Genomic DNA, 22,623 nt, shown 5'->3' with positions numbered 1-22,623 from the left:
GAAAAAGGAGGAGACATATGTGGCTACTGCAGCACCTATTTACCGAAACAATTACTTAAACTGTTCTCAATTAACGATTGCAGCCATGCTTCTTAGAAAAGGGATTGAAATTGATAGGGTTTGGAGGCAGGCAGGCCTTGTTTATAGACCTCAAGACAAAGGGTTTGTTTTGATCGGTTCCTTTAAACATTTTCGCGAGGATATTCTCCATCATAATGGCATTCATTTAGAAGAAATTTTTTACACGGAAGAGGAATTAGACCTCTATATCAACCGTGTGTTTAAACAGCATCCAAGCGGAGGGACTGTATCTGTTTCTTTAGATATATTTGAATTACCGTACTGTCCATTTTACGAAAGAGAACATGGGTATCACACATTGGAAGTACTTGAGGTGAATGATGATCATGCAGTGGTCAGTGACCATGCATACTCCTATCATGGCACATTGAGTAAAGACCACTTGCTGAAAGCTGCCCGCTCTGTATATGAACATACACCTCGAACTGAAAATCGTTATAAGTGGATCAAACATGTGGAACTTCAGAAAGAACCAGATGTGCTGGTGATATTAAAGGAGCATGCTGCCATCTTAGAAGGAGCACCGCCGCATTTTGATTTGCCTGGAGCTGTCACAGGGCTAGGCGCTATTTCAGTCATTCAAAGGGATTATATTGATAGTATCAAAGACAATGAAAATGGAAATTTATTAGACAATGTTTACTTTGAAGGATTAAAGGATGTGGCTAACTCCAGAAAACATATGGTCACATTCTTATCTTCGTATGAAAATGAGTTTTTACATCCCCTTATTCAAGCTTTTGAAGATGCTTATCAAAGCTGGACAGTGCTCGCTAATTTTACGGCTAGAGTAGGCCTCAGTAAAAACCCTCGCAGTATGATAGAAAGAACGGCAAATCGGTTTCAAAAAACATTAGAAGTGGAGACCAGCCTGCTCACAGAACTAAAAGAGGTGATTCAAAATGAAGACCTATCAAACTCTCTCTCTTCATGATTATGTCAATAACAGAGGCATCACATATCAAAATGAATATGAAAAAGGCCAATTAACAATTGGCGGAGCTTCTTTGCCAGCTGAGTTAATCATGAACGTGCAAGAACCTTTTGTAGAAGGAATTCCTTTTCAGTTCATATATCAAGATCAAGGAGACAATATTGAATTAGAGGGACAGTCTCTTCATTTTCCGCCACTTGAAGCAGAAGCGCTTCATGTCGTTGGCTGTTCATCCAATGGCAATCTTTACGAAGAGATTTCGTTATTACGAGAGGGGAACGTTGTCTGTGAGTCTCGGCTTTCATTAACGGATGTGATTGAACGTGAACCTGCCTTTCATGATCGAGCGGCATATGCATTTGATTATATTCATACAGTATCCGGCATTAATCATCATTTGACATCAAACCTATGGCTTGATTCGCTCACCTTTTCGCAAAAAGTAGTTTTTGATGAAATTCGCTTTCAAGATAATCCATTTATGCATATTTTCGCAATGACGATTCAGCAGTCAGATCATTAATGGAAGGGAGCCATGTCTATGTGCGGCATTGCAGGCTATTGTCATTTTAACCATGCACCACTTGATCCTCACATCTTACTGGAGATGAAAAACGCACTTGCTGTGCGTGGACCTGATGATAGTGGTATATATCAAGATGACTCAGTTGGTTTGGTTCATACGCGGCTTTCCATTATCGATATTCAATCTGGGCCTCAGCCAATAACAAATGAAGATGATTCTATCTGTGTGATTCTAAATGGAGAGATTTATAATTTCAAAGAATTAAGAGAAGACTTATGGAATAAAGGCCACTTGTTTCGTACAGAGACAGATACAGAAGTACTGGTTCATGGCTATGAAGAATACGGAATTTCCTTTGTTGAGCAATTAAACGGAATGTTTGCAGCTGCGATATGGGATAAAAAGAAGAAAGCACTTTATTTGTTTAGAGACCGTTCTGGGATTAAACCGCTGTATGTTTCAGAATGCCGGGGAGGGCTTATTTTTGGTTCGGAAATGAAAGCTCTTTTTCAGCATCCAGATATACAAACTGCTATTGAGCCGGACGCTGTTCTTAGTTATTTATCCTTCCGTTATTCGATCGGCGAGCAGACTTTTTTTCAAGGCATTCAAAAATTACCCCCAGGTGTCATCTTGAAAATAGATGAAACAGGCATAACAAAAGAGACCTACTGGCAATATCCGCTCCCAGCTGATGGGATCGATCGGGGAGAACATTATTATCAAAAGGAATTGTTTGAATTAATTCAAGATAGTGTGCAAAAACAGATGATGTCTGACGTGCCTGTGGGAGCTTTTTTGAGCGGGGGAGTGGATTCGACTTCGATTGTCGCTTTGATGTCCAAATACAAAAACGAGAATATTCATTGTTTTTCGACCAGCTTTGAAGAGGAGGGCTTTTCTGAAGAAAGCTATGCCAAACTCGCGGCAGATCAATACAATGTCAAGCTACACTCACATCGAATGAGTGAAGAAGAGTATTTTCAATTATTGCCTGAAGTTGTGAAGCGAAGAGATCATCCTCTTTCTATTCCTCATGAAGTCGCTTTTTACCATATGTCACGGGAAGCAAAAAAGCATGTGACGGTGGTTTTATGTGGTGAAGGAGCGGATGAATTGTTTGCAGGTTATGGACGTGTCTTTAGGAGTCCAGCAGATTGGCGGAAAATTGTATGGCTTCAAAAAAACCGAAAACTGTCCTCTATCCTTTCTAAGGTATTATTTGAACCATCCTTTCAGCAGCAGGTGGATCAATTGATCGACCTTGAAGGTGAGATGGATCATTACAAAAAAAGGTATGCATGGTTTACTGCTGGCGAAAAAGAGCAGCTTTTAAGTCGGCACGCTGGTTCAATTGACCCTCCTGACTCACACATGAACCAGTTTATTGCCCATTGCTTTCAAAAGATGGAGGGTGCGTCGTATGAAAATAAACTGCTCTATTTATTCCAGCAGATTCATTTACCAAATCTGTTAGACCGGCTTGATATTATGACGATGTCACATGGACTAGAAGCGCGTGTTCCATTTCTTGATCATCGCATCATCCAATTTGTCAATGACATGCCCTTCAAATATAAGCTTCCTTATAAAGGACTGCCTAGCAGGCTGCAAGCATTTTTTCAGTCGAGTCTCAAAACGAGTGAGGTACAAGACATTCCGAAATATATGTTAAAAAAGACAATGGAGCAAACGGTGGATAAGCGTATATTATATAGAAGGAAAATGGGTTTTCCGGTTCCAGTGTATCATTGGATGAGCAAACGAATGAAAGAAATCGAAGAGAAGCTTCTTGATCAACAAAGCTTTGCAACAGAACTGTTTCAAAGAAAGCCACTAGAACAATTTTTACGAAATCATTCGAATCAGAAAAACAAAAATGGAGCGGATCAAAAAGTTTGGATGCTTTACAACTTGGAATTGTGGCATGATCACTATATGAAAGGGACGCAGCTTTCTCTCCAAACGAGTCATTAAAGAGATCCGGTCTATTCCTCTTGCTTGCCGCATATATGATACGGAAGGGAAGTGATTCGATTTTGAGGCTGAGTGAACTGTCAGGAAAAGAGATCGTCGATATTAAAAGAGCGGAGCGGCTTGGCGTGCTTGGACAAACCGACCTTGAAATCAATGAACAGGACGGTCAAATTACAGCACTCATTATACCTTCCGTGAAGTGGTTTGGCTTTCGAAAACAAGGAAATGACATCCGCGTCCCGTGGAATCACATTCAAAAAATAGGATCAGATATGATCATTCTCGATGTGCCTGAAGAACTTCAGCCGCACGGAGAAAAAGAGCACCCACAATAATGGGTGCTCTTTTTCTTTTCTCTCTCTGATTCGTTCACAGGCTGAATCCTCTCCTCATATGCTGAAAGGGAGATTCAGAAAATATTACAGACTTTTTTAAATAAAGAAGGTGAACGGTCAGTATGTTGAGCGGTTTAACGGTTGCGGTGATCGGGGGAGATGCAAGGCAGCTTGAAATAATTCGCAAGTTGTCACAGCAGCATGCCAAAGTGTTTTTGGTCGGATTTGATCAGCTGGATCATGGATTTATCGGTGCTGAAAAGCTGAAAATGTCTGAACTTCCATTCGAACAAGTAGACAGTATGATCCTGCCAGTATCTGGGGCAACGGATGAAGGAGTTGTTGCTACAGTTTTTTCAAACGAGCAGGTCTTGCTGGAAGCCAAATATTTAGAAAGAACCCCTGCCCATTGTACCTTGTACTCAGGTATTTCAAATACGTACTTAGACAATCTGGCAAAGCAGGTGAACCGGAAGCTTGTGAAGCTGTTTGAGCGAGATGATATTGCCATATATAACTCTATTCCAACAGTTGAAGGAATTATCATGATGGCCATTCAGCAAACGGACTATACGATTCACGGGTCTCATGTCGCTGTTCTCGGACTTGGAAGAACAGGACTCACCATTGCCCGCACATTTCGTGCACTAGGTGCAGACGTAAAAGTAGGGGCGGCAGACACAGCACATTTAGCGAGGGCATTTGAGATGGGGCTTGATCCATTTTCAATGGACCAGTTAAAAGAGGAAGTAACGGATGTTGATATTATCATCAATACCATTCCAAGTCTTGTATTAGATTCATCTGTCATCGTCAGCATGACACCTAAGACACTCATTTTGGATATCGCCTCCCGCCCAGGCGGAACAGACTTTGACTTTGCACAAAAGCACGGAGTGAAGGCACTTCTTGCACCAGGTCTCCCGGGGATTGTTGCACCAAAGACAGCAGGACAAATCATTGCAAAAGTGCTTTCCGGGCTTTTATGTGAACTTGCGGAGGAAAAAAGGGGGATGGAATCATGACAACATTAAAAGGGAAAAGAATCGGCTTTGGTTTAACAGGTTCCCACTGTACGTATGAAGCTGTTTTTCCGCAAATCGAAGCGCTCGTAAAAGAAGGGGCAGAAGTGCGTCCAGTGGTGTCGTACACGGTGCAGAGCACGAATACGAGATTTGGAGATGGAGCCGAGTGGATCGAGCGGATTGAGAAGCTGACTGGATTTCAAGCGATTGACTCAATCGTTAAAGCAGAGCCGCTCGGGCCTAAGCTGCCGCTTGATTGTATGGTCATTGCTCCTTTAACTGGAAACTCAATGGCAAAATTTGCAAATGCCATGACAGACAGTCCTGTTTTAATGGCTGCTAAAGCGACCATTCGAAATCATCGACCTGTCGTTTTAGGTATCTCAACAAATGATGCGTTAGGCTTAAATGGTACAAATCTGATGAGGCTGATGTCGACAAAGAATATTTTCTTTATTCCGTTTGGCCAGGATGATCCATTCAAAAAACCGACCTCGATGGTCGCAAACATGGATCTGCTATCTCAAACGGTAGAAGAGGCACTCCAGCATAGACAAATTCAGCCGATTTTAATTGGACCAAACGAATAATAGATTCACTAGAAAATCATGAAAGATTCAAAAAAGATGCTTCAAGCCTTGCTTTTCTATGGTAAAATAAAATGTAAAAAGTCATAGGATGGCCATCCGAAAGAAAAGAATCATGGATGGGTCGGAAGGAGTTTTACTGATGGGAAGAGGATTGCATGTAGCTGTAGTTGGAGCGACTGGAGCTGTCGGTCAACAAATGTTAAAAACACTAGCTGACAGAGATTTTGAAATGGATACACTTACTCTACTATCCTCAAAACGTTCTGCTGGAACAAAAGTGACATTCAGAGGTCAAGAGTACACTGTTCAGGAAGCAACACCTGAAAGCTTTGAAGGAGTGAACATTGCATTATTTAGTGCTGGAGGAAATGTTTCCAAAGCGCTAGCTCCTGAAGCAGTCAAACGAGGTGCGATTGTTGTAGACAACACAAGTGCTTTTCGTATGGACGAAAACATCCCTCTTGTCGTACCAGAGGTAAACGAAAAAGATTTGCATGATCATCAAGGGATCATTGCAAACCCTAACTGTTCAACGATTCAAATGGTAGCGGCATTAGAACCGCTTCGTCAGGCGTATGGCATGAAAAAAGTCATTGTCTCTACGTATCAAGCAGTATCAGGTGCGGGACATGAAGCCATTGACGAACTATACAGCCAATCACAAGCCATTTTAAATAAAGAAGATGTAACACCAGAAGTCATGCCTTATCAAATTGCATTTAATGCGATCCCGCAAATTGATAAGTTCCAAGACAATGGCTATACATTCGAAGAAATGAAAATGATCAACGAAACGAAAAAAATCATGCATATGCCAGAGCTGGAAGTAGCGGCAACATGCGTGAGACTTCCAATTGAAACAGGTCATTCAGAATCTGTCTACGTCGAACTAGAATCAAATGATGCAACAGTTGAAGACCTCAAATCAATTCTAAAAGATGCACCAGGAATTACGCTGCAAGATGATCCGTCTCAACAAATTTATCCAATGCCTGCAGATGCTGTTGGGAAAAACGACGTATTTGTCGGCCGCATTCGGAAAGATTTGGACCGTCCAAACGGGTTCCATATGTGGATTGTATCTGATAACCTGCTTAAAGGCGCTGCATGGAACTCAGTTCAAATTGCAGAAAGCTTAAAAGCATTAAAATTAGTTTAACATTCAATGGATGATGAGGACGAACAGAAGAGAGTTAGGCATCTTTCGCCTGCTCTCTTCTGTTACGTCAGAATGAACTTGGAGTGAAAACAGTGAAAATAATTGTCCAAAAATTTGGCGGTACATCAGTCAAAGATGATCAAGGTAGAAAAAGGGCACTTGCACATATCTTATCTGCAAAAGAAAAAGGCTATAAGTCAGTTGTCGTCGTTTCTGCAATGGGACGAAAAGGCGATCCCTATGCGACAGATACGCTGCTTGGTCTGCTTTACGGCAGCGCGCAGCATATGACAAATCGAGAAAAAGATTTGCTTGTTTCCTGCGGAGAGAATATCTCAGCTGTTGTGTTTTCAAGTATGCTGAATGAGAACGGTCTAAAGGCTGTAGCGATGACTGGAGCTCAGGCGGGCTTTGTAACAGATAAGGAGCATACAAGTGCGAAAATTATTGACATGAAGTGCGAACGTCTGGAGGCAGCACTGTCTGAACATGATGTTGTCGTTGTTGCTGGATTCCAGGGAGCCGCGAAAAATGGAGACGTGACAACAATCGGACGAGGTGGCAGTGATACGTCCGCCGCTGCTTTAGGCGCTGCATTGCAGGCAGACTTTATTGATATTTTTACAGATGTAGAAGGAGTTATGACAGCAGATCCCCGCATTGTTGAAAATGCAAAACCGCTGAGAGTTGTGACATATACGGAAATTTGCAACCTCGCATATCAAGGGGCAAAAGTCATTCACCCGAGAGCTGTCGAAATTGCGATGCAAGCAAAAGTACCAATGAGGGTGCGTTCAACATACTCTGATGATGAGGGCACACTCGTTACATCACACTACTCAGATAAAATGAGCCATGATGTGTACGACCGCCTCATTACGGGTATTGCACATGTCAATGATGTGACGCAAATCAAAGTTCCTGCAAAAGAAGGTCAGTACAGCGTACAAACAGAGGTCTTCAAAGCAATGGCAAACGCACAAATCAGTGTCGACTTCTTCAACATCACACCGAGTGAAATTGTGTATACAGTGACAGGTGCAATGACTGATAAGGCAACATCGATCCTAAAAGATCTTGGCTATACGCCAATTGTGACAACAAATTGTGCGAAAGTATCAGCTGTTGGCGCAGGCATTATGGGTGTACCAGGTGTCACATCTAAAATTGTATCGGCACTATCCGAGCAAAACATTCCGATTTTACAATCAGCTGACAGTCATACGACCATTTGGGTGTTAGTGAACGAAGAAAACATGAGAGCGGCCGTCAATGCCCTGCATGAAGTGTTTGAACTTTCAAGATAAATGTGATTGAATCATGATGAGGTGAAAAAAATGAATTTCGGAAATATCGCAACAGCTATGATTACACCTTTTGATAAAAAGGGCAACATCGATTTCCAAAAGCTATCAATTCTCATTGATTATTTATTAAAAAACGGCAGTGACTCCTTAGTCGTTGCAGGGACAACAGGCGAATCGCCAACTTTATCGAATGAAGAAAAAGTCGCTCTTTTTCAGCAATCGGTAAAATTAGCAAATGGTCGTTGTAAAATCATTGCAGGAACAGGCAGTAATAATACAAATGCGTCTATCAAACTAACGAAAAAAGCAGAAGAAGCGGGCGTTGATGCAGTGATGCTTGTCGTACCTTATTACAACAAGCCATCACAGGAAGGCATGTATGCACACTTTAAAGCAATTGCCGAGTCTACATCTCTTCCTGTCATGCTTTACAATGTACCAGGAAGAACAGTCGCTTCATTAGCACCAGAAACAACGATTAAGCTTGCGCAAATACCAAACATTGTTGCCATCAAAGAAGCAAGCGGCGATCTTGATGCCATGACAAAAATCATTGCAGAGACGCCAGAAGATTTCGACGTATATTCAGGAGACGATAGTTTAACACTTCCGGCTGTATCTGTTGGTGCAAAAGGAGTTGTCTCTGTTGCATCTCATATCGTAGGGCTGGATATGCAGCAAATGCTGAAAAGCTATGCTTCAGGCCAAACAGCGAATGCAGCATTGATCCATCAAAAGCTGCTTCCAATCATGAAACAGCTTTTCTCAGCGCCAAATCCAACGCCTGTCAAAACAGCTCTTCAGCTGAAAGGACTAGACGTCGGATCTGTTCGTCTTCCGCTTTTGCCTTTGTCAGAAGAAGAGAGATTGAATTTAAGCAGCGTTTTAAACAGCTGATCAAAACAAAAGATTTCGTAAGCGGTCATTCTCAGATGTCCCTGAGTATGACCGTTTTTTATACATAAACACTTTCTTAAAATGTGACTTCATCTTGTTTTCTAAAATTAGATTCAGTTATAATAGCATTAAGCGATGATGGACGGGCTTGAGACTAGGAGGATAAGAATTTTGAAAAAGAAAAATACAGAGAACGTAAGAATTATTGCACTCGGAGGCGTTGGAGAAATCGGGAAAAACCTATATGTCATTGAGATTGATTCGGACATATATGTAGTAGATGCAGGATTAATGCATCCAGAAAATGAAATGCTAGGCATTGACGTCGTCATTCCTGATATCTCTTATTTAACAGAGCGTGCTGATCGGGTGAAAGCAATTTTTCTTACCCACGGACATGATGAAGCAATCGGAGGCGTATTCCATTGCTTAAGCAAATTGTCTGTACCAGTCTACGGAACGAAGCTGACCCTTGCGTTACTTCGAGAAAAATTAAAGCAGTATGGCTTCAATCAAAAAGCTGATTTGCGTGAGGTACATGCGAAATCAGTCATTACTTTTGAAACAACAAAAGTATCATTCTTTAGAACGAATCACAGCATCCCTGATTCAGTTGGGATCAGCTTCAAAACCTCTCTTGGTTCAATCGTATGCACAGGTGATTTTAAATTTGATCAAACCCCAGCGCTTAACCAAGCCTGTGACATCGGAGAGATTGCGAAAATTGGAAACAATGGCGTTTTAGCACTACTTTCAGACAGTGCAAATGCTGAAAAACCAGGCTATACACCTTCTGAGGCGCTCGTTCAAGACGAAATCTCAAATGCGATGTACAATGCTGAAAATCGTGTGATTGTTGCTGTGTCTTCATCTAATATTAACCGCGTGCAGCAGATCATTAATGCAACAAATCAAAATGGTCGTAAGCTTGCTGTTGCAGGGAAGAATATGATGACAACCCTTCAGCTGGCGATCAAGCTTGGTTATGTTACAGCAGACGAAGAATTATTTGTACCCGTTCAAGAAGTGAAGAAAATGGCGAAAAACGATGTGGTCATCCTGACTGCTGGAAGCCACGGAGAGCCGCTTGCTGCTTTAACAAAAATGGCAAAGCAAAATCACAAACAGCTTCATATTGAAAAAGATGACACTGTTGTGATTGCATCTACACCACTTCCTGGACAAGAACTCACATACTCTAAAACAGTGGATTTCCTCACAAGAAGCGGAGCACAAGTCATTTTTGCACAAAAACGTGTGCATGTATCTGGACATGGCTGCCAAGAAGAGTTAAAGCTGATGCTGAACTTACTAAAACCGAAGTATTTAATTCCGGTGAATGGCGAATATCGTATGCAAAAAGCACATTCTCGTATTGCCGAAGAAGTAGGTATGAAACGCAGCGACATTTTCTTGATTGATAAAGGAGATGTGGTTGAGTTTAGAGGACAGAACGTCAAAATCGGTGAAAAAGTTCACCAAGGGAACATTTTAATCGATGGTCTTGGCGTTGGTGATATCGGAAACATCGTGTTACGCGATAGACGCCTGTTGTCTCAAGACGGCATCTTGATCGTTGTCATTACGCTTGATAAACAAAAGAAACAATTAATTTCTGGACCTGAAATCATCACAAGAGGATTTGTCTATGTAAGAGAATCCGAAGAGCTGATTGTGAAAGCAACAGAAATGGTTAAAGGGATTGTCAAAGAGCAAACGGAAAACTCAATTGTTGAATGGTCAACATTGAAACAATCCATGCGCGATGTACTCAATCAATTCCTATATGAAAAAACAAAACGTAAGCCGATGATCATTCCAATTATTATGGAAGTGTGATGATAAAGCCCAAGGAGCATAAGCTCTTTGGGTTTTTTGATGTAGCGTGAGGAATGCGGATGGAATATGCCCTATTTGTTCATAATAGGAGAAGAGTTTGAGGAAAGGATGGAGACAAATGGACGAAAAGAATGAACAGCAGCCTGAGCGAAAGCCAGAAGAAAAAGATAGCATTATGAGCAAAATACAGCAGCTCGGTGAAACAGCCGTCCCGCAGCTGCCGCAAGATACAAATATCCATTGCCTCACCATTATTGGACAAATAGAAGGCCACATGCAGCTTCCACCGCAGAATAAAACAACCAAATACGAACATGTCATTCCACAAATCGTAGCCGTTGAACAAAACCCGAAAATAGAGGGCCTTTTGATCATCTTAAATACAGTAGGCGGCGATGTTGAAGCGGGACTTGCGATTGCAGAAATGCTTGCTTCTTTATCGAAACCAACTGTTTCGATTGTGCTTGGCGGCGGCCACTCTATAGGTGTCCCTATTGCTGTATCGTGTGACTATTCGTATATTGCCGAAACAGCCACAATGACCATTCATCCTGTGCGATTAACAGGTCTTGTCATTGGTGTTCCGCAAACCTTCGAATACTTAGATAAAATGCAGGAAAGGGTCATTAACTTTGTCACAAGCCACTCCAACATTACAGAAGAGAAGTTTAAAGAGCTCATGTTCTCAAAAGGCAATTTGACAAGAGACATCGGAACAAATGTCGTTGGTCATGAGGCAGCGGAATACGGACTCATGAATGAAGTGGGCGGTGTAGGACAAGCGATTAAAAAGTTAAATGAACTTATCGGAGACAGGGCATCTCAAAACGAGGGGCTGATCCAATGATTTTATATACGCCTATGCCATATGAAGCGATTTATGCTGAGGAACAGGGAGAACGTAAACTCCAGCAGGTAAACATTCAAGGTGTGCCAGTGATGGTTGAAATGAAAGAAGATGAAGCAGAAATCGTTCAAGTCATGAGCACCAATCCAATGGATTTTCTCAATCAAGAGCTTGCACCAGGCAAGCGATTGAAGTTACATTTAGGTACCAATCAAACCGACTCATATGAATGATTCTATGCTATAATAAAGGGAAAACTTACAACAAGATGCAGCCAAAACCAGGCTGCTTTCTTTCTGATCTTTCGGTAGGTTATATTTTCTTTCGTAGTAAGGTGATGAGTATGGCTAAAAAGAGAAAACGGAAAACGAGAAAAAAACAAAATAAACAGCTAAAACTGAAATATGAATTAAATGGGTTAGTCTGTATTGCCATAGCGATCATTGCCATTTTACAGCTGGGCGTTGTTGGACAAACCTTTGTACATCTATTCCGATTCTTTGCAGGTGAATGGTTCATTCTCTGCCTTATCGGATTATTTCTTTTTGGTGTGACGATTTTCTGGAAAAAACAAATCCCAGATATTCTGACAAGAAGAAAAGCAGGTCTCTACTGCATTATTGCGAGTATCTTGCTTTTGTCACATGTGAAGCTCTTTCAGCATCTATCGTCTGCTGGCGTCATTGGCTCTCAAAGTGTGATTAGAAATACATTTGAGCTTTTCTTGATGGATATGAAAGGTGAAACAGGGTCACCTGATTTAGGGGGCGGCATGATCGGAGCTGTATTGTTTGCTGCTTCTTATTTCTTATTTGCGCAAGCAGGCTCGCAAATCATGGCGATTGTTCTGATGTTGATTGGAATTGTCCTGATTACAAACCGATCCCTTCAGGAAATGGTGAAAAAAGTGACGATTCCTGTATCACAATTTATGGTGAAGCAGTGGAAGGCGTTTGTTGAAGATATGAAAGGAATCAGGCAGGCGAAAAAGAGCGCATCCTCTCAGAAAACAGGTGAAAAGAAAAAACGTTCACGCATTCAAGAAGAAGACGAGGATGATTTCATCTTGATCGAAGAGGAAACACCGGCTTCTGATAATAGCCAGCCGATTATTTCAAGCTTTGCAGACAGAGATGACATTCTCACCCCGCCGGTTCAAAAAAAGCAGGCGGCAAAAGAGACAGATCCTCTTCAGGAGTCTGTGCAAAGCGCACCAGTTCAATCAGATACAGCTGATGAACCAAAAGAGGCGCCGCCTATGACATTTACAGAACTTGAAAACAAAGATTACGAATTGCCGTCACTTGATATTTTGGCAGAGCCCCAGCATTCAGGTCAGCAAACAGATAAGAAAAATATATATGAAAATGCAAGAAAGCTTGAAAAAACATTTCAAAGCTTTGGTGTGAAAGCAAAAGTCACACAGGTTCATTTAGGTCCAGCTGTGACCAAATATGAAGTCTATCCAGATGTCGGCGTGAAGGTCAGCAAAATCGTCAATCTAAGTGATGATTTAGCCCTCGCCCTTGCAGCAAAGGACATTCGAATTGAGGCACCGATTCCTGGTAAATCAGCGATCGGGATTGAAGTTCCGAATGCAGAAATTGCTATGGTTTCATTAAAAGAGGTATTAGAATCGAAGCAAAATGACCGTCCAAATGCTAAGCTTCTCATTGGACTAGGCCGCAATATTTCGGGTGAAGCCGTGCTTGCTGAAATGAACAAAATGCCGCATTTGCTTGTAGCAGGTTCGACTGGAAGCGGAAAAAGCGTGTGTATCAATGGTATTATCACAAGCATTCTCATGAGAGCGAAGCCTCATGAAGTGAAAATGATGATGATCGATCCGAAAATGGTTGAATTAAATGTGTATAACGGCATTCCGCACCTTTTGGCTCCTGTCGTAACAGACCCTAAGAAAGCCTCGCAGGCACTTAAAAAAGTTGTCAGCGAAATGGAACGCCGCTATGAATTGTTTTCTCATACGGGAACAAGAAATATTGAAGGATACAATGATTACATTAAACGAATGAATCAAACAGAAGATGCCAAGCAGCCAGAGCTTCCTTATATTGTTGTCATTGTAGACGAGCTTGCTGATTTAATGATGGTCGCTTCCTCTGATGTGGAAGATTCCATTACAAGACTTTCTCAAATGGCTCGTGCTGCGGGGATTCATTTGATTATCGCCACACAAAGACCCTCTGTCGATGTCATTACAGGTGTCATTAAAGCCAACATCCCGTCCCGCATTGCCTTTAGCGTATCCTCACAAACAGATTCAAGGACGATCCTTGATATGGGGGGCGCAGAAAAGCTGCTGGGAAGAGGGGACATGCTGTTTTTACCTGTAGGGGCAAACAAGCCGGTTCGTGTGCAAGGCGCCTTTTTATCAGATGAAGAAGTGGAACATGTTGTTGACCACGTGATCACGCAGCAAAAAGCACAATACCAAGAGGAAATGATTCCAAGCGAAGAAACGCAGGATCAGCTTGCGGCTGTGGAAGATGATCTATATGATGAAGCAGTTGAACTGATTATCGGTATGCAGACGGCTTCTGTCTCTATGCTGCAAAGAAGGTTCCGCATCGGTTATACCCGGGCGGCACGTCTCATTGATGCAATGGAAGAGCGAGGCGTGGTAGGCCCATATGAAGGAAGTAAACCGAGAGAAGTTCTTCTCTCAAAAGAACAATTAGACGAGCTCTCTTCATAAATTGAAGAGAGCTTTCCTGAAAAATAGTGAACGATAGTATGATTATGTTAACTGGATGTCAGACTATTTATTTATTTGCAAAAACATGATATAGTTATGTTCAACTTATCTCGGAATAGAGATTTCTCATCTTATCATTTGCATTGATTAGACGGAGGGAAAACATGTCGACCAAAACAGACAATCGCCATTTATATTTGAAAGTGATTGACCGTATTAAAGAAGATATTCAAACAGGTGTATATGCCGAAAAAGAAAAGCTGCCTTCTGAGTTTGAGCTCTCAAAGCTTTTAGGTGTGAGCAGAGCGACACTGCGTGAAGCCCTTCGTATATTAGAAGAAGAAAAGTATTTAATTAGAAGGCATGGTGTGGGGACTTTTGTCAATTCAAGACCACTTTTTTCGACAGGTATAGAACAGCTGACAAGTGTCACGAAAATGATTGAGCAGGTCAATATGACGCCTGGCACCATCTTTTTATCCTCGCAAGAAGGGGAGCCAACAGAGAATGATGTCATTCGTTTTCAGTGTGATGAATCTGATGGGATTTTTTCAATGGAACGCGTTCGAACGGCAGATGGACAGCCAGTTGTTTATTGTTTAGATAAAATTCCGGTCAAACACCTTCCCGCTTCTTTTACACATGAAGAAGAGTCTCTTTTTGAACTGTTTGGAAGAGAACCGCACAGCGGGATTAAATATGCAGTTGCGGACATTGAACCAATTGGCTACCACGATCAGGTCTCACCGATTCTAGATTGTGACCCTGAAACGGCGTTATTATTACTGAAACAAATGCATTATGATCAGGATGATCAGCCGGTCTTATACTCCCTCAATTATTTTCGAGCGGATAAATTTAGCTTTCATGTCATACGCAAACGATTTTAAAAAGCAGTCGCTTCCATATGCGGCTGCTTTTTGTTTGCCATACATAATACTCGTCAAACTTGCCACACTAATACGTAACAGTATATAGAATTGGGTGAATGATGTTGGGCGAGAAAACAGTCAGTAAAAAGAATATCATTGCATTATCATCAGTGCCTTTAATCATGACACTTGGGAACTCGATGTTAATACCAGTATTGCCAGAGATAGAAAAGAAACTCTCGATCACTTCCTTTCAAGTCTCTCTCATTATTACGGTATATTCGGTTGTAGCAATCCTATGTATTCCAATTGCCGGTTACTTATCAGACCGGATTGGGCGGAAAAAGGTACTGCTGCCGTGTCTTTTAATCGCCGGACTTGGAGGGGCTGTGGCAGCAGTCGCCTCAACAATCATGAAAGAACCGTATATGTGGATTCTTCTTGGCAGGGTCCTTCAAGGTGTCGGTTCAGCTGGAGCGGCACCTGTTGTTATGCCGTTTATAGGAGATTTGTTTCATGATGATGAAGAGGTAAGTGCAGGACTTGGCGCCATTGAAACCTCTAACACAGCGGGAAAGGTCCTAAGCCCGATTATTGGGGCACTTCTTGCTTCATGGTTTTGGTTTGTGCCGTTTTGGTTTATTCCGTTCTTTTCGATCATCAGCTTTCTTATGGTACTGTTCATGGTAGAGTCGGCGAAAAAAGAGGAGGACCCGCCTACATTTAAAGAATTTTTAAAATCAACAAAGAGCATTTTTAAGCATGAGGGACGCTGGCTTTATGCCATTTTTGCTATTGGCGGTTTTATTATGTTTCTTCTTTTTGGTGTGCTCTTTTACTTATCTGATAACCTAGAGGCGGCTTATCAAATAAAGGGTGTCAAAAAAGGGCTCCTGCTGAGTATCCCGCTCCTTTTTCTATCTATCAGTTCCTACATTGCTGGAAAAACGATTGGAAAAGAAAAAGGGAAAATGAGAATCTTTTTAATCGCAGGTATGGCTTTGTTATCACTTTCTTATATTTTTTTATGGTGGAATCACAGTTTTTACGTCTTGTTTATTTGTTTAAGCATTGGCGGTGTTGGCATCGGGATTGTGCTGCCTGCACTTGATGCGCTGATTACAGAAGGAATTGAAAAAGAACAGTGTGGTACCATTACGTCATTTTATAGCAGTATGCGTTTTATCGGTGTTGCTTTAGGACCTCCGATTTTTGCCTATCTTATGGATAAAGGGGACTCCATTGTTTTTATTCTCTCGACCATTTGCAGTCTCATTTCACTATTTTTGGTCCTCTTTTTCATCCAGCCAGATGAAGAGGATGAGAGCGAACAATTGAAAACAGTTTAAATATAGAAAAAAGACGGCATTTTGCCATCTTTTTTCTTTTTTATAAATTGACATGTAAAATTTTGATAGTTAAACTAATGTATAGTAATATCTTTTAAATTATACCAAATCGGAGGTGTTCAAAAACATTCATTTTCTGTCTTTCTTTAGGCAGAAATTGAGCTCGCGTGCTGATGATGGAGATGTGGTTCTTCAACACGAAAGGACAATTGAATAGGTCATCCTGCCATTTGAAGGAGACGCAGTCAGCACTTCAGACACGCTCAAATACAGCAAATTGATTGAAGAACTAGAAGGAGCTTGAAGCAGCTATGTTGCAAATAATTAAAGCAAGATGGATTGTATTAGTGGTGTGGATGATAACAGCTGTGATTCTGTTTATTACTGCGCCCGATTTAGAGGAATTAACAAGAGAAAAAGGGCAATTAAAGGTTCCGGAGGGGACACCAACAGCTGAGGCACTTCACCTATTGGATAAGCTGTCAGATAAGAACGGGAAAAAAGATACAGGTGTGCTTGTATTCTCCGAACAACATCTGTTCCCTGCGAAAGAGCAGGAATTAAAAAAGGCTTTAGCTGCACTCATGACACATGCCCCAGAACTCCACATTGACGGAATTACTTCATATTTTCATGTAGATCCGGACATTCAAAAACAACTTTTATCAAAGGATAAAAGTACACTTCTTGTTCCATTCAAATTCGACCACTACGAAACAAAAGCTGTGAAGATTAAAGAACAAATTGAGGAAGTTTTAAAGCCCTATCATGTCTCATATGAAATAACGGGTCAAAAATTTGTGGATTCAGATGTCATTAAAAGCTCTCAACAAGGTCTGAAGAAAACTGAACTTATCACGATGATTTTTATTTTCTTTATTTTAATAATTGTTTTCAGATCGATATTGGCACCTGTTGTTCCGCTCATTACGATCGGCATTTCTTACGCTGTTAGCCGGTGCATTGTGGCTTTTCTCGTAGAATATACACAATTTCCTCTATCTAATTTTACTCAGATTTTTATGGTAGCCATTATGTTCGGTATCGGAACGGATTATTGCATCCTGCTGTTAAGCCGTTTTAAAGAGGAGATCGGTCAAGGCCGTGATGTCAAAGAGTCGATTATCATCACGTATCAATGTGCAGGGAAGACGGTATTTTTCAGCGGCTTAGCCGTGTTAGTTGGCTTCTCAAGTATTGGATTTGCTAAATTCCAATTGTATCAATCAGCCGTTAGTGTTGCCGTTGGAGTGGGCGTTCTGCTGATTGCCCTTGTCACCATCGTTCCCTTTTTTATGTCTGTTTTCGGAAAATCTCTATTCTGGCCATCTAAAAGAGAAAACATCCGGCACCCGCAAAGTAAAATGTGGGAATGGGCTGGGCGCTTTTCATTTAGAAGGCCGCTGATCAGCTTAGGTTTAGTCGCTCTTATTACGGTGCCTCCTATTCTGATGTACGACGGCACTCTATCTTATAACAGTTTAAATGAAATTGGGAATAAGTATGAGTCGGTGTCTGCATTTAATACGATATCAGAGCAATTTGGCTTTGGTGAAGCGCTGCCGCTGAATGTGCTAGTCGAAAGTGACAATAAGCTAGATAATCAAGAAAAGATTGTGATCATTGAAAAACTGACCCGTAAATTAAATGACATTGACGAAGTCAAAACAGTCCGTAGTGTCACGCGCCCTGTTGGAGACGGGCTGAGCCAGCTTTATGTCACCTCTCAAGCGAAAGAGCTGGGAGGAGAACTTGGCAAAGGACATGAAGGAATCGGGAAAATTTCTGATGGATTGACAGAAACAAATCTGTCCCTTCTCAAACAAAAACCAAAAATTGAAGAATCCGCTCAAGGCATTGACAAGCTAATTGATGGAACGAAAGCAATCAAAAGCGGTATCGGAGAAGTCAGGGAATCCCTTATCTCTTTAGAAGATGGGGTGAGGCGCAGTAAAGAAGGCGTCGGCACGATTCGAAGTGAAATCAAAGAAGCGAAAAAAGAATTAGAGCAAGAATATCGCAGCAGCGAAACGATGATTCAAGAGCTAGAGCAAGTGGTGAAAACACTAGAACGCCATGCGAAATCGAATCAGCAGCTGATGACAACCATTAAGAAAGTAAAGAAATCTTATGAAAATCTATCATTTGAAGCACTAGAAAATCGTCTTCCAGAAGTAAAAGACATGGAAGAATATAAAGAAATCAAGAAAGTATTCAAAGAAACAAAAGGAATGCTTGATCAAGCAGGGGATCAAATGAGTGTATATGAAGAGGAAGCCTCTCACTTTAAGCAAAAGATCGAGCAGGCAGATCAAGTGATTCAAACCTTATCAAGCAAGCAAAAAGAAGTAAAACGACAAGTGCAAGCACTCATGGATGGGCTTGATCAAATTTATGACGGTCTTGACCAAACAAATGAGGGCCAAAAACAATTGATTAAAGAAATGCCTAAAATTGAAGATGGTGCAGATCAGCTGACAGATGGCCAAAAAGCCATCAAAAAAGGATTTAGCCAGCTTTCATCAAAACTTACATTATTAACAGATGGATTAGATGAAAGTATTGAAGGGCTTGAGCAGGTCAAAAGCGGCTTCACCGAGGCTGACGGCTACTTAAAGCAGCTTCAGCAAGCGCCAGATGAAGAAATAACGGGCTGGTTTATTCCAGAAGAAGTGCTGAAACGCCAAGAATTTAAGCAAATCTTCCATACGTATATGTCTCCAGATCGTAAATTAACGACTTTTGAAGTCATCCTAAATGTGAATCCATACAGCAATGAAGCGATGAAAGGTGTCGCAAAAATTGAGGAAACCCTTGATCAATATTTACCTGTAAGTGGACTCAAAAATGCCAAATACGGTGTATCTGGTATCTCAAGTTTAAATGTGGACCTAAAAGAAACGTCTGACGGTGACTTTATTCGAACTGTCATCTTCATGTTAATTGGTATTTTTATTATTTTAATTATTTTATTACGGTCAATCGTCATGCCGGTATACTTAACACTTTCACTGATTTTAACGTATTTTACATCGATCGGGTTAACAGAATGGATCTTTAAAACATTTTTTGGCTATGATGGTGTCAGCTGGGCTGTCCCATTTTTCAGCTTTGTTATTCTTGTGACGCTCGGGATTGATTATTCCATCTTCCTCATGGATCGTTTTAATGAATGGAAGGGAGAGCATGTGCAAGCATCGATGATATCAGCGATGAGAAATATGGGTTCTGTCATTATTTCTGCAGTGGCCATTTTAGCAGGTACGTTCGCCGCTATGCTGCCATCAGGAGTATTATCACTTGTTGAAATTGCAACGGTCGTACTCATTGGACTTTTATTATATGCTTTTGTTGTATTGCCGCTCTTTATTCCGGTGATGGTTCGTATTTTTGGTAAATGGAATTGGTGGCCGTTTAGAACGAAATAACGACTGGCGTCTCTGCTTTGAGCAGAGGCGTTTTTATTTCCTATCCTTTCCTCTGATTGATATAATGTCTATTAAATGGCTGTTTCACGTATATATCAGCTATGTTCTAATACATAATAAATAGGATGAACAAAGGAGGTTTCTCATGACGTACTTACAAGAGAAGACACTGGACACACCAGGTCTTCATACTCATATTGTCAAAACAGAAAAATTTAAAACCGTGACAATCCTTTTTAAAATGCTTGCACCTTTATCCAAAGATGACGTCACCATGCGTTCTCTTTTCCCGCATGTGCTTTTAAGAGGAACAGAAAAAATGCCGAAAACAGGCGCATTGCGTGCTTATTTTGATGAACTCTATGGAGCAACCGTTTCGGCAGACATGGCGAAAAAAGGTGAGAATCACATCATTACCTTCCGCTTGGAAATGGCGAATGAAAAATATCTAAAGGATCAAACCCCTTTACTAGAAAAAGGGATTGCCTTACTATCTGACCTATTATTCCACCCGTATGTTGAAGATGGGGTGTTTAGTCAATTATATGTAGATCAAGAAAAACGTACGTTAAAACAGCGAATTCAGGCAGTCTATGATGACAAAATGCGTTATTCGAATTTACGACTCGTGCAGGAAATGTGTAAAGGTGAACCATATGCACTGCACGTCAATGGTGAAATGGAAGACATCGAAGCAATCACCGCTCACTCGCTGTTTGAAGCTTATGAGCATGCGCTTCAATCAAACCAGCTTGATCTTTATGTTGTGGGAGATGTTGACGAACAAGACATTAGCCGAATGGTCTCCCAATACTTTAAAACAAGTGAAAGAGAACCGGTCAAACAACAGACTGAATCAGCAAGACCTCAAAATGAACCAAAAGAAGTCATTGATGAAGAGGACGTGAAACAAGGCAAGCTGAATATTGGCTTTCGCACACATACAACGATTGCAGATAAAGATTATCCGGCGCTGCATTTGTTTAATGGCATATTCGGCGGTTTCTCGCATTCAAAGCTATTCATCAATGTTCGTGAAAAAGCAAGTCTTGCGTACTACGCTGTGTCTAGACTTGAGAGCTTTAAAGGCTTGATGATGGTCATGTCAGGAATTGAAGTTGGCAACTACCAGCAGGCAGTAGACATCATCAAAGATCAATTTGAGGCGATGCAAAAAGGTGATTTTTCAGATGAAGCAATTGATCAAACAAAAGCAGTCGTCAAAAACCAGCTGCTTGAAACGATCGATACGTCTTATGGGACAGCAGAATATTTGTATCAGCATGCCGTTGTGCCAACAGGGGAAACCCTTGATTCCTTTTTAGAAGCATTAGACCAAGTGACAAAAGAGGACATCATCAAAGTGGGTCAGAAAATCGAGTGGGATACGACCTATTTTCTTAAAGGAACGGAGGGTGCTTCATGACAGTGAAAACAATTCAATTCGATCAGCTGCAAGAAACGGTCTATCATGAAAAAATGGAAAGCGGACTTGATGTTTATGTGCTGCCAAAGCAAGGATTTAACAAAACCTATGCGACCTTTACAACTAAATATGGCTCAGTTGATAATGAATTTGTACCGCTTGGCAAAGAAGACATGATTCGAGTGCCTGACGGAATTGCCCATTTCTTAGAGCATAAGCTGTTTGAAAAAGAAGATGGAGATGTGTTTCATACCTTTAGTAAACAAGGAGCATCCGCAAACGCTTTTACAACATTTACGAGAACGGCTTATTTATTCTCTAGCACCTCAAATGTCGAACAAAACCTTGAGACACTTATTGATTTTGTTCAGGAGCCTTATTTTACTGAAAAAACAGTCGAAAAAGAAAAGGGTATTATTGGCCAAGAGATTAACATGTATGATGACAATCCGGACTGGCGTTTATTCTTTGGTCTGATTGAAAATTTATATCAAGAACATCCTGTGAGAATAGATATTGCTGGAACAGTAGAGAGCATTGCCCCTATTACAAAAGATCATTTGTATGAATGCTATGAAACGTTCTATCACCCGAGCAATATGCTTCTATTCGTCGTTGGTCCGGTTGATCCGAAGCAAATTTTAGATCAAGTCAGAGCGAATCAGGCGAAAAAGCCATTTACAGACCAGCCGGAAATCAAACGAAAAGACATCAATGAGCCTGAAGGAGTGTACCGGAAAGAATACGAACTTCCAATGAACGTACAAGGCTCTAAATGTATGTTTGGTTTGAAAACAAAAAATCCGCATAAAAAAGGAAATCAACTGCTAAAGCATGAGCTTGGGATGAACCTCATTTTAGAGACGCTGTTTGGCAAAAGCTCTTTACAATATGAACAGATGTATGAAAAAGGCTTAATTGATGAAACATTCAGTTACGATTATACAGAAGAAGGCGGCTTTGGATTCACTTCAGTTGGCGGGGATACAAATGATCCTGATCAACTCGCAAAAGTATTAAAAGAAACCCTTCTTCAAGCAAAAAGCCTTATGACGGAAGAGAAAATTGAGCTTGCCCGAAAGAAAAAAATCGGCAGCTTTTTAAAAGCCATGAATTCTCCAGAATACATTGCGAACCAATTTACTCGATATGCATTCTTAGACATGAGCTTATTTGATGTCGTCACAGTGCTGGAACAAATTCAATTAGCTGATATTCAGCAAATTTTAGATGAAGAAATTGATGAAGAACGGATGTCCGTTTTCAAAGTCGTCCCAAAAACAAAATAAATGTAAAAAGACAAACTCATATCGGC

18 protein-coding genes are annotated in these 22,623 nt (G+C 41.0%); all 18 read left to right on the top strand.

All coding sequences use genetic code 11. The annotated features are described in order from the left end of the window. Window positions 1–19: 19 nt before the first annotated feature. Window positions 20–1,015: a hypothetical protein gene (locus ACP69X_RS05915; RefSeq protein ID WP_426052518.1), complete on the top strand. Its 996-nt coding sequence runs from the start codon at window positions 20–22 to the stop codon at window positions 1,013–1,015. Next, complete coding sequence (locus tag ACP69X_RS05910; RefSeq protein ID WP_327842476.1) at window positions 984–1,538, top strand: hypothetical protein; 555 nt, start codon at window positions 984–986, stop codon at window positions 1,536–1,538. Before ACP69X_RS05915 ends, ACP69X_RS05910 begins: the two co-directional genes overlap by 32 nt. Window positions 1,539–1,550: 12 nt before the next feature. Then, window positions 1,551–3,518: an asparagine synthase (glutamine-hydrolyzing) gene (gene asnB, locus ACP69X_RS05905; protein WP_426052517.1), complete on the top strand. Its 1,968-nt coding sequence runs from the start codon at window positions 1,551–1,553 to the stop codon at window positions 3,516–3,518. Window positions 3,519–3,580: 62 nt separating this feature from the next. Further along, a complete protein-coding gene (locus ACP69X_RS05900) occupies window positions 3,581–3,853 on the top strand; it encodes a YlmC/YmxH family sporulation protein (protein WP_024424130.1) in 273 nt (90 codons plus the stop codon). A gap of 122 nt (window positions 3,854–3,975) precedes the next feature. Beyond that, complete coding sequence (gene dpaA / locus ACP69X_RS05895) at window positions 3,976–4,878, top strand: dipicolinic acid synthetase subunit A (RefSeq protein WP_041084809.1); 903 nt, start codon at window positions 3,976–3,978, stop codon at window positions 4,876–4,878. Beyond that, on the top strand, window positions 4,875–5,468 hold the full coding sequence (gene dpaB / locus ACP69X_RS05890; protein WP_024427009.1) for a dipicolinate synthase subunit B: 594 nt from the start codon (window positions 4,875–4,877) through the stop codon (window positions 5,466–5,468). Before dpaA ends, dpaB begins: the two co-directional genes overlap by 4 nt. A 139-nt stretch (window positions 5,469–5,607) precedes the next feature. After that, window positions 5,608–6,627 (top strand): aspartate-semialdehyde dehydrogenase, encoded by a 1,020-nt coding sequence (gene asd, locus ACP69X_RS05885; protein WP_024427010.1) that lies wholly within the window; start codon window positions 5,608–5,610, stop codon window positions 6,625–6,627. A gap of 92 nt (window positions 6,628–6,719) precedes the next feature. Continuing rightward, a complete protein-coding gene (dapG, locus tag ACP69X_RS05880) occupies window positions 6,720–7,934 on the top strand; it encodes an aspartate kinase (protein WP_073979502.1) in 1,215 nt (404 codons plus the stop codon). A 30-nt stretch (window positions 7,935–7,964) separates the two neighbouring features. Next, complete coding sequence (gene dapA, locus ACP69X_RS05875) at window positions 7,965–8,831, top strand: 4-hydroxy-tetrahydrodipicolinate synthase (RefSeq protein ID WP_041084805.1); 867 nt, start codon at window positions 7,965–7,967, stop codon at window positions 8,829–8,831. A gap of 171 nt (window positions 8,832–9,002) precedes the next feature. Beyond that, a complete protein-coding gene (rnjB, locus tag ACP69X_RS05870; RefSeq protein WP_012010007.1) occupies window positions 9,003–10,670 on the top strand; it encodes a ribonuclease J2 in 1,668 nt (555 codons plus the stop codon). Window positions 10,671–10,788: 118 nt separating this feature from the next. Continuing rightward, window positions 10,789–11,517 (top strand): ClpP family protease, encoded by a 729-nt coding sequence (locus ACP69X_RS05865; RefSeq protein WP_024424124.1) that lies wholly within the window; start codon window positions 10,789–10,791, stop codon window positions 11,515–11,517. After that, window positions 11,514–11,750 carry a YlzJ-like family protein gene (locus ACP69X_RS05860; protein WP_008344712.1) on the top strand — a complete coding sequence of 79 codons (237 nt, stop codon included), beginning with the start codon at window positions 11,514–11,516 and terminating at the stop codon, window positions 11,748–11,750. Before ACP69X_RS05865 ends, ACP69X_RS05860 begins: the two co-directional genes overlap by 4 nt. Window positions 11,751–11,860: 110 nt before the next feature. Beyond that, window positions 11,861–14,233, top strand: coding sequence for a DNA translocase FtsK 4TM domain-containing protein (locus ACP69X_RS05855; RefSeq protein ID WP_426052516.1), 2,373 nt, complete (start codon window positions 11,861–11,863; stop codon window positions 14,231–14,233). 164 nt (window positions 14,234–14,397) lie between these two features. Next, the gene (locus tag ACP69X_RS05850; protein ID WP_039178693.1) at window positions 14,398–15,123 is read left to right on the top strand and encodes a GntR family transcriptional regulator; all 726 of its coding nucleotides are present in this window, start codon (window positions 14,398–14,400) and stop codon (window positions 15,121–15,123) included. Window positions 15,124–15,224: 101 nt separating this feature from the next. Then, window positions 15,225–16,454, top strand: coding sequence for an MFS transporter (locus ACP69X_RS05845; protein ID WP_231120222.1), 1,230 nt, complete (start codon window positions 15,225–15,227; stop codon window positions 16,452–16,454). Between the two features lie 311 nt (window positions 16,455–16,765). After that, on the top strand, window positions 16,766–19,882 hold the full coding sequence (locus ACP69X_RS05840; protein WP_426052515.1) for an MMPL family transporter: 3,117 nt from the start codon (window positions 16,766–16,768) through the stop codon (window positions 19,880–19,882). A 145-nt stretch (window positions 19,883–20,027) separates the two neighbouring features. Next, window positions 20,028–21,308 (top strand): EF-P 5-aminopentanol modification-associated protein YfmF, encoded by a 1,281-nt coding sequence (yfmF, locus tag ACP69X_RS05835; RefSeq protein ID WP_041084799.1) that lies wholly within the window; start codon window positions 20,028–20,030, stop codon window positions 21,306–21,308. Further along, window positions 21,305–22,597, top strand: coding sequence for an EF-P 5-aminopentanol modification-associated protein YfmH (yfmH, locus tag ACP69X_RS05830; RefSeq protein ID WP_039178701.1), 1,293 nt, complete (start codon window positions 21,305–21,307; stop codon window positions 22,595–22,597). The genes yfmF and yfmH overlap by 4 nt, the downstream gene beginning before the upstream one ends. The last annotated feature ends 26 nt before the right edge of the window (window positions 22,598–22,623 follow it).

Source organism: Bacillus sp. DC4300-2b2, assembly GCF_049895685.1.
Lineage (GTDB): Bacteria > Bacillota > Bacilli > Bacillales > Bacillaceae > Bacillus > Bacillus safensis.
This window is presented reverse-complemented; position numbering and strand designations above follow the sequence as displayed.